This is a genomic window from Streptomyces sp. MK37H (assembly GCF_018035285.1).
Taxonomy (GTDB): domain Bacteria; phylum Actinomycetota; class Actinomycetes; order Streptomycetales; family Streptomycetaceae; genus Streptomyces; species Streptomyces endocoffeicus.
The window spans coordinates 1-8,808 of record NZ_JAAAYH010000376.1 but is presented as its reverse complement, the minus strand read 5'-3'; the positions used below and the strand labels follow the sequence as shown (position 1 = coordinate 8,808).

The window sequence follows — 8,808 nt, the reverse complement described above, 5'->3', positions numbered from 1 at the left end:
GCCCGTCCCGCCGTACTTCCGGCTGGTGGTGCCGTCGGACTGCTGGAACGCCTCGAAGATCACCGGCAGCTTCTCCGGCGGGATGCCGATACCGGTGTCGGTGACGGAGAACGCGATGACGGCGTCCGCGGCCCGCAGCGCCTCCTCCTCGAACTGCGCTCCCGGGGTGCGCTCGACGCGCAGCGTCACCCCGCCCGACGAGGTGAACTTCAGGGCGTTGGAGAGCAGATTGCGCAGGATCTGCTGGAGCCGCTGCTCGTCGGAGAACATCTCGCGCGGTACGTCCTCGCCGACCGCGATCTCGAACGACAGGCCCCGGTCGACGGCGAGCGGCCGGAAGGTGGCGTTCACATAGTCGAGGATCTTGACCAGCGGCAGCTTCTTCGGACGGACGTCCATCCGGCCCGCCTCGATCTTCGACAGATCCAGGATGTCGTTGATCAGCTGGAGCAGATCGGAGCCTGAGCGGTGGATGGTGGCGGCGAACTGCACCTCCTGGGGGGACAGCCGGTCCTCGGGGTTGTCCGCGAGCAGCCGGGCCAGGATGAGCAGCGAGTTCAGCGGGGTGCGCAGCTCATGCGACATATTGGCCAGGAACTCGGACTTGTACTGGGAGGCGGTCGCCAGCAGCGCGGCCTTCTCCTCCAGCTCCGCGTTGGAGCGCTGGAGCTCGTTCGAGCGCTGGCGCAGCTCGGTGGTGAGCCGCTGGGACTCGGAGAGCAGCGACTCGGTGCGGGCGTTGGCGATGATGGTGTTGATCGAGACGCCGATGGTGTTGACGAACTGGTCGACGAAGGCCAGGTGGACCTCGCTGAACCGGCTGAACGAGGCCAGCTCGATCACCCCGAGCACCTGGTCCTCGTAGAGGATCGGCAGGATCACCACGCTGGCCGGGAGCGCGGAGCCCAGTCCGGAGTCGATGGTGATGTAGTCGGGCGGGACGTCGTTGATGAGGATCCGCTTCTTCTCCACCGCCGCCTGGGCGACCAGCCCGCGGCCCCGGGGGCCGGTCCGCAGCGTCTGGCAGTCGCCCCCGATCGCGTCCTGATCGGTGCCGTATCCGGCGATGAGCTCGAGCCCCTCACCGGGCCTGGCGCCGGCCGCGCTGAGGAAGAACGCCCCGAACTGCGCGTTGACCAGCGGGGTCAGTTCGCTCAGGATCAGATCGGCGACCTCGACCAGATCGCGGTGGCCCTGCATCAGAGAGGCGATACGGGCCAGGTTGGACTCCAGCCAGTCCTTCGCGCGAGTGGTCTCGCGGAGGTTGGCGACCATCAGATTGACGTTGTTCTTCAGCTCGGCGACCTCGCCCTGCGCCTCGACCGAGATGGACCCGGACATATCGCCCTGGGCGACGGCGGACGCGACCTCGGCGATCGCGCGCACCTGGGTGGTCAGGTTGAGGGCCAGCTCGTTCACGCCGGTGGTCAGCCGCTTCCAGGTGCCGTAGACGCCCTCGACCCGGGCCTGGCCGCCCAGCCGGCCCTCGCTGCCGACCTCGCGGGCCACTCGCGTCACCTCGTCGGAGAACGAGGAGAGCGTGTCGACCATGGTGTTGATGGTGGTCTTCAGCTCGAGGATCTCGCCGCGCGCGTCGACGTCGATCTTCTTGCTCAGATCGCCCTTCGCCACGGCGGTGGCGACCTGGGCGATATTGCGGACCTGGGACGTCAGGTTGGACGCCATGAAGTTCACGTTGTCCGTAAGGTCCTTCCAGACCCCGGACACGCCCGGCACTCCGGCCCGGCCGCCCAACTGGCCCTCGGTGCCGACCTCGCGGGCCACCCGGGTGACCTCGTCGGCGAACGAGCGCAGTTGCTGGACCATGGTGTTCACGGTGTCCTTGAGCTCCAGGATCTCGCCCCGGGCATCAACCGTGATCTTCTTCGACAGATCGCCGTTGGCGACCGCCGTGGTCACCTGGGCGATATTGCGGACCTGAGAGGTCAGGTTCAGGGCCATGAAGTTGACGTTCTCGGTGAGATCCCGCCAGACCCCGGAGACGCCGCGGACCTGGGCCTGACCGCCGAGGTTGCCCTCGGTGCCCACCTCGCGGGCCACCCGCGTCACCTCGTCGGCGAAGGACGACAGCCGGTCCACCATGGTGTTGATCGTCGACTTCACCTCCAGGATCTCGCCCTTGGCCTCCACCGTGATCGTCTTGCTGAGATCGCCCTCCGCCACGGCGGTGGCGACCTGCGCGATGTTGCGCACCTGGGAGGTGAGGTTGTCCGCCATGAAGTTGACGTTCTGCGTAAGGTCCTTCCACACCCCGGAGACGCCGCGGACCTGGGCCCGGCCGCCCAGTTGACCCTCGGTGCCCACCTCGCGGGCCACCCGCGTCACCTCGTCGGCGAAGGCGGAGAGCTGGTCGACCATGGTGTTGATCGTCGACTTGAGCTGGAGGATCTCGCCCTTCGCATCCACGGTGATCTTCTGCGAGAGATCACCGGTGGCGACCGCCGTGGTCACCTGGGCGATATTGCGGACCTGGGAGGTCAGATTGGACGCCATGAAGTTGACGCTGTCCGTAAGGTCCTTCCACACCCCGGACACGCCGCGGACCTGGGCCCGGCCGCCCAGCTCTCCCTCGGTGCCCACCTCACGGGCCACCCGCGTCACCTCGTCGGCGAACGCGCCCAGCTGGTCGACCATGGTGTTCACGGTCAGCTTGAGCTCCAGCAGCTCACCGGTGGCCTCGACCGTCACCTGGCGGGTGAGGTCACCGCGGGCGACCGCGGTGGTCACCTCGGCGATGTCACGGACCTGCGCGGTGAGCCGGGAGGCCATGGTGTTGACGGCCTCCGTCACCATGCGCCAGTCGCCGGAGAGCCCCTGCACCTTGGCGCGGCCGCCCAGCCGCCCCTCGGTGCCCACCTCGCGGGCGATACGGGTCAGCTCGCCGGTGAACAGCGACAGCTGGTCCACCGTGCGGTTCACCCCGCGTCCCAGCCGCCGCAGATCGCCGCGGAGCTGGCGGTTGCCGTCGTGCAGATCCACCCGCTGGGTCAGATCGCCGGACGCGATCGCGTCGAGCACCCGCGTGGCGTTGGACACCGGGCCGACCAGGGCGTCCACCAGCTGATTGGCCGCGTCCACATTGGTGGCCCAGGCCCCCTGGCCGGGGCTCGCGGTGATCCGTTCGTCCAGCCTGCCCTGGCGCACCACCTCGCGGCGCACCCGGTGCAGCTCCCCGGACAGATGCGCGTTGCGCACCGCGAGCTGGTTGAAGACCCCGGCCATCTCACCGACCAGGCCCTCGGCCGAGGTGTCCGCACGCACGGTGAAGTCACCGTCACACAGGGCGTTCATCGCCGCCAGCAGGGACCGCAGCTCGGCCGCGGACGCGGTCTCCTCACCGCGCGCCGGGCCGGGCGACCGAGCGGATTCCGGACATTCCACGGGCGGGGCCGGGGAAGTGTCGGTGGTGATCGGGTCGAGAGCCATCGCGTCGTCCCTTAAAGATCATTCATATCCCCCTGTCTGTCATAATATGGCACCTAGATGGCCTAAACCGCCTGTATTGCTCTGGAGCCGCACGTGGGAGCCTTGTTTCCTCTCGCGCGTGAGTCCGTCTCGCGGACGACGCTGCCCGGGAGCGTGCGCGCGCCCGGCGCGGCACGCGCCTTCGTCCGTACGGCGCTCACGGGACGGAGCGCGGCGGAGGCGTTCGCCCCGATCACCCTCGACGAGCGGTCGATCGACGACGCGATGCTGCTGGTCAGCGAGCTGGTCACCAATGCCGTGCTGCACGCGGGCACCCGGGTCGAGGTGGTCTGCCGGCTCCAGCCCGGCGACGGCAGCTCCGGGGAGGGCTTCGGGCCGGAGGGCGGCCGCTTCGGGCCCGAGGAGACGGCCGGTCCGGACGATGTGCCGAGGAACGTGCTGAGACGGCCGGGGATCGTCATCGAGGTGGCGGACCTCCACCCCGCCAGCACCGTCTACGGAGGGCCGGAGACCCAGCGCCGGGGGCGCGGCCGCGGGCTCCAGCTGATCGGCGCGCTCGCCGAGTCCTGGGGCGTGTCCTATCACCGCACCCGTAAGGCGGTCTGGTTCCGGCTGGACGCCGAGCGGGCGGGGACCGAGCTCGACGCCATCCCCACCAGCGCGCTCGGGCGCGAGTTGCGGTTCGCCGAGACCCTGGCCCCCATTCCGCCGCGTGAGCAGCGCGATCCGACCGCGGATTGGGTGGACCGGGGCGGACCGTCCTTCCTCGCCGAGGCCAGCGAACTCCTCACCGGTCAGCTTGACGAGAACATGGTGGCCGCCCTCGCCGGGCAGCTCCTGGTGCCCCGGCTGGCCGACTGGTGCGCGGTCTGGCTGACCACCGAGAGCGGCAGGCTCCAGCTCGCCCGCGTCTGGCACAGCGATGAGCACCGTATCGGCGCGCTCCGCATCTCGCTGGAGCGGCATCCGCCGCCGACCGGGCTCGGCTCCGCGGGCACCTCCTGGCCCTGGCCCGGGGTCGCGGACAGCCAGGGCGCGGGCGGATCGGCGGTGTGCTTCCCGCTGATCGCACACGGCCGCAGCCATGGCGTCCTGCTGCTCGGCCGGGCGGGCGTGCCACGCATGGCGGAGGGTGTGGTGCGGCTCTCGGAGGACGTGGCGCGGCGGGTGGCCCAGGCGGTGGCCACGGCCCGGCAGTACACCCGTCAGGCGACGATCAGCCGGGCGCTCCAGCGCCGCCAGCTGCCCATGTCGATCGCCCATATCCCGGGGGTGGACACGGCGATCGTCTACGAGCCGCACGGCGAGGGGCAGACCGTCGGCGGCGACTTCTACGACCTGTTCCCCATGGGCGACCGCCGCTGGTGCTTCCTGCTGGGCGACGTCCAGGGCAGCGACCCGGAGGCGATGTCGGTCACCGGGCTGGCCCGCCATCTGGTGCGGCTGCTGGCCCGCGAGGGCCATGGGGTGGAGTCGGTGCTCAACCGGCTGAACCAGGCGCTGGTGGAGGAGGACGCGGAGGCTGCGGAGATTGACGGCGAGCAGTCCCGGCCGCGCTTCCTGAGCCTGCTCTACGGGGAGCTGGAGCCGCACCCGGCCGGGGGCGGCGCCCGCTGCACCCTGGCGAGCGCCGGCCATCCGCTGCCGCTGCGGCTGACCACCCAGGGCGCGGTGGCGCCCGCCGCCTCCCCGCAGATGCTGCTCGGCATCGACGAGAACCCGGACTTCCACGCCGACACGCTGGCACTGGAGCCCGGCGAGACGCTGCTGTGCGTCACCGACGGGGTGACCGAGCGGCGCAACGGCCTCCGTCAGCTGGATGACGACGACGGCCTGTCGGACATCCTGCGGGAATGTGTGGGGCTGGGTGCCAAGGCGGTCGCGGAGCGGGTGCGGCGTGCCACGCATGACTTCAGCCCCGAGCCGATCGACGATGATCTGGCGGTGCTGGTACTGGAGGCGGTGCCGGCGGTGGAGCCGCAGCGGATGGCGTGACGGGCGCGGGCGGCCCCGCCGGGGGTGCTGTGGGTGCGTAACGGCGGACCGGCACACCGGCGCGGCCCGGCGCCATCGGTCCGCGACGGCCGTAACGGACGGACGGCGCCGTCGCGGACCTGATGGCGTGGCTAGTCCGTCAGCCCCGCCAGGTCGCGCAGCCGGCGGGCCTGGGCGGCGCGCTCGGCGGCACGCTGCTCCTCGTACGTGCGGTCCACGGCGCCCCGCAGCAGCGCCTTGGTCTCGACCACGGCGTCGCGGTCCGCGGCGAGCAGGGCCGCCGCCAGGTCCTGGACCGCGCCGTCGAGTTCGGCGGCGGGCACCACGAGATTGGCGAGCCCGGTCCGCTCGGCCTCCTCGGCGTGGACAAAGCGCCCGGTCGCGCAGATCTCCAGCGCACGGGCGTATCCCACGAGCCCGACCAGCGGATGGGTGCCGGTGAGGTCCGGCACCAGCCCGAGGCTGGTCTCGCGCATGGCGAACTGTGCGTCGTCCGCGCAGACCCGCAGATCACAGGCGAGCGCAAGCTGGAAACCGGCCCCGACGGCATGGCCCTGGACGGCGGCGATCGACACGATGTCGTTCCGCCGCCACCAGGTGAACGCGTCCTGATACCCGGCGATGGTCGCGTCCAGCTCGCTGTCGGAACCGCGTGCCATGTCGAGGAACGACGGCTCACCGTCGAACCCCTCGGGCGTGAACGCCTGACGGTCCAGGCCCGCCGAGAAGGACTTGCCCTCGGCGCGCAGCACCACGACGCGCACGGTGCCCGGCACCAGCTTTCCGGCCTCGGCCAGCGCCCGCCACAAGGCGGGCGACTGGGCGTTGCGCTTCGCCGGGTTGTTCAGGGTCACCGTGGCGACCGTGTCATCGACGGTGAGCTGAACGCCGTCCTTGTCGAGCAGGGTCACAGGGGCCTCCGGTCGGGTGCGGTCAGTACAAGTGACTGCACAGTAACCACCCGGCCGAACCGACGATCAGCCGGGTGGCACCCCTGTCCTTGCCTGCTGATGGTGATGGAGCATGCGGGCGATCAGGCCGAGGCGGTCTTCTTGCCTCGCGTCGCACCGCCGCGTCCCCGTAGGGAAACTCCGGATTCGCTGAGCATCCGGTGAACGAATCCGTAGGAACGGCCGGTCTCCTCGGCCAGCGCCCGGATGCTCGCCCCGGAGTCGTACTTCTTCTTCAGGTCTGCCGCGAGCTTTTCGCGCGCGGCGCCGGTCACCCGGCTGCCCTTCTTCAGAGTCTCGGCCACCCGTGCCTCCTCATGGGAAGTGCGCTCTGGACTCTCATGATCACCCCTACAGGGCTTCCTGGCCACCCATTCGGCAAGGTCTGTGGATGAAGGATTGCGGGAAATCGCGCCACGACGGCCTTCGGAAGCAAGGATTCCGGCGTTGTTCAACCTGACACTCTTTCGTATTCATCGAAGAAGAAGCAGGTCAGGGCATACGTGAGCTACGTCGCAGACATCCGGACCGGCGCACGGCACGTGGTGTGCGCCGGTGGCCCGCGACGCGCCGCGATACCAGCCGTTCTCACTCAGATGATGGATCACGCCTAGGCCGAATGATCTACAGGAAGGGGATCGGACCGGAGGAACCGGACTCCTGGGGCGGCGTCCGGAACGCCACCCCCGCCCCTGTGCCGGGCCTGACCCCGCCCGCCGTCGGGCCTCGTCAGGCGAGCGCGACGAGGTCCGCGTACTCCTGGCCCCACAGGTCCTCGACACCGTCCGGAAGCAGAATGATCCGCTCCGGCTGCAGCGCGTCGACGGCGCCCTCGTCGTGGGTCACCAGGACCACCGCACCGGCGAAGGTGCGCAGCGCGCCGAGGATCTCCTCACGGCTGGCCGGGTCGAGGTTGTTGGTGGGCTCGTCCAGCAGCAGCACATTGGCCGAGGAGACCACCAGGGTGGCCAGCGCCAGCCGGGTCTTCTCACCACCGGAGAGCACCCGGGCCGGCTTGTCCACGTCGTCGCCGGAGAACAGGAACGACCCGAGCGTCTTACGGATGTCGACGAGGTCGAGATCCGGAGCGGCGGAGCGCATGTTCTCCAGGACGGTGCGGTCCGGGTCGAGCGTCTCGTGCTCCTGCGCGTAGTAGCCCAGCTTCAGCCCGTGTCCAGGGGTCACCTGGCCGGTGTCCGGCTTCTCGACCCCGGCCAGCAGCCGCAGCAGGGTCGTCTTACCGGCGCCGTTCAGCCCCAGGATGACGACCCGGGACCCCTTGTCGACGGCCAGGTTGACATCGGTGAAGATCTCCAGGGAGCCGTACGACTTCGACAGCCCCTCCGCGGTCAGCGGGGTCTTGCCGCACGGGGCCGGGTCGGGGAAGCGCAGCTTGGCGACCTTGTCGGACTGCCGGGCCTCCTCCAGCCCGGCCAGCAGCTTCTCGGCGCGGCGGGCCATGTTCTGCGCGGCCACGGTCTTGGTCGCCTTGGCGCGCATCTTGTCGGCCTGGGCGTTGAGCGCCGCGGCCTTCTTCTCCGCGTTGGCGCGCTCGCGCTTGCGGCGCTTCTCGTCGGCCTCGCGCTGGGCCTGGTAGAGCTTCCAGCCCATGTTGTAGATGTCGATCACCGAGCGGTTGGCGTCGAGGTAGAAGACCTTGTTGACCACCGTCTCGACGAGGTCGACATCGTGGGAGATGACGATGAAGCCGCCGCTGTAGGTCTTGAGGTAGTCCCGCAGCCAGGTGATCGAGTCGGCGTCGAGGTGGTTGGTGGGCTCGTCCAGCAGCAGGATGTCGGAGTCCGAGAAGAGGATCCGGGCCAGCTCGACCCGGCGCCGCTGACCGCCGGAGAGCGTATGGAGCGGCTGGCCGAGCACCCGGTCGGGCAGGCCGAGGCTGGCGGCGATGGTCGCGGCCTCCGCCTCGGCGGCGTATCCGCCCTTGGTGAGGAACTCGGTCTCCAGGCGCTCGTACTTCTTCATCGCGCGCTCGCGGGTGGCGCCCTTGCCGTTGGCCATCCGGTCCTCGTTCTCGCGCATCTTACGGAGCACGGAGTCGAGCTCGCGGGCCGAGAGGATGCGGTCGCGGGCGAGGACGTCGAGATCGCCGGTGCGCGGGTCCTGCGGGAGGTAGCCGACCTGACCGGAGCGGGTGATGGTGCCGCCGGCCGGGATGCCCTCACCGGCCAGGCACTTGGTGAGCGTGGTCTTGCCCGCGCCGTTGCGGCCGACGAGACCGATGCGGTCGCCCCTGGCGATGCGGAAGGAGGCGGACTCGATGAGGACGCGGGCGCCGGCACGCAGCTCGACGCCGGAGGCGGTGATCACGGGAATTACTCCTGGGCAGGGTGGACGGCGGACGGGACGGACGAGGGCGGCCGACGCCGTCTAATGCACGAGGAGAATTGCCATGCGG

Annotated in this window: 5 protein-coding genes; 1 reads left to right on the top strand and 4 read right to left on the bottom strand. The window is 70.1% G+C overall.

Annotation, left to right across the window (positions count from 1 at the left end; genetic code table 11):
* The coding region (locus GWI24_RS34915; RefSeq protein WP_210950057.1) for a HAMP domain-containing protein at nucleotides 1-3,447 on the bottom strand (3,447 nt) is incomplete at its 3' end.
* A gap of 93 nt (nucleotides 3,448-3,540) precedes the next feature.
* On the opposite strand from GWI24_RS34915, the gene GWI24_RS34910 reads away from it, so the two are divergent.
* Nucleotides 3,541-5,442 (top strand): SpoIIE family protein phosphatase, encoded by a 1,902-nt coding sequence (locus GWI24_RS34910; RefSeq protein WP_210950056.1) that lies wholly within the window; start codon nucleotides 3,541-3,543, stop codon nucleotides 5,440-5,442.
* A 131-nt stretch (nucleotides 5,443-5,573) separates the two neighbouring features.
* On the opposite strand, the gene GWI24_RS34905 is transcribed toward GWI24_RS34910, so the two are convergent.
* From GWI24_RS34905 to GWI24_RS34895, 3 genes are all read right to left on the bottom strand, one after another.
* A complete protein-coding gene (locus GWI24_RS34905; RefSeq protein ID WP_210950055.1) occupies nucleotides 5,574-6,353 on the bottom strand; it encodes an enoyl-CoA hydratase/isomerase family protein in 780 nt (259 codons plus the stop codon).
* Nucleotides 6,354-6,475: 122 nt separating this feature from the next.
* Nucleotides 6,476-6,697 (bottom strand): helix-turn-helix domain-containing protein, encoded by a 222-nt coding sequence (locus tag GWI24_RS34900; protein ID WP_020872291.1) that lies wholly within the window; start codon nucleotides 6,695-6,697, stop codon nucleotides 6,476-6,478.
* 424 nt (nucleotides 6,698-7,121) lie between these two features.
* Nucleotides 7,122-8,720 (bottom strand): ABC-F family ATP-binding cassette domain-containing protein, encoded by a 1,599-nt coding sequence (locus tag GWI24_RS34895; RefSeq protein ID WP_210950054.1) that lies wholly within the window; start codon nucleotides 8,718-8,720, stop codon nucleotides 7,122-7,124.
* Nucleotides 8,721-8,808: the final 88 nt, after the last annotated feature.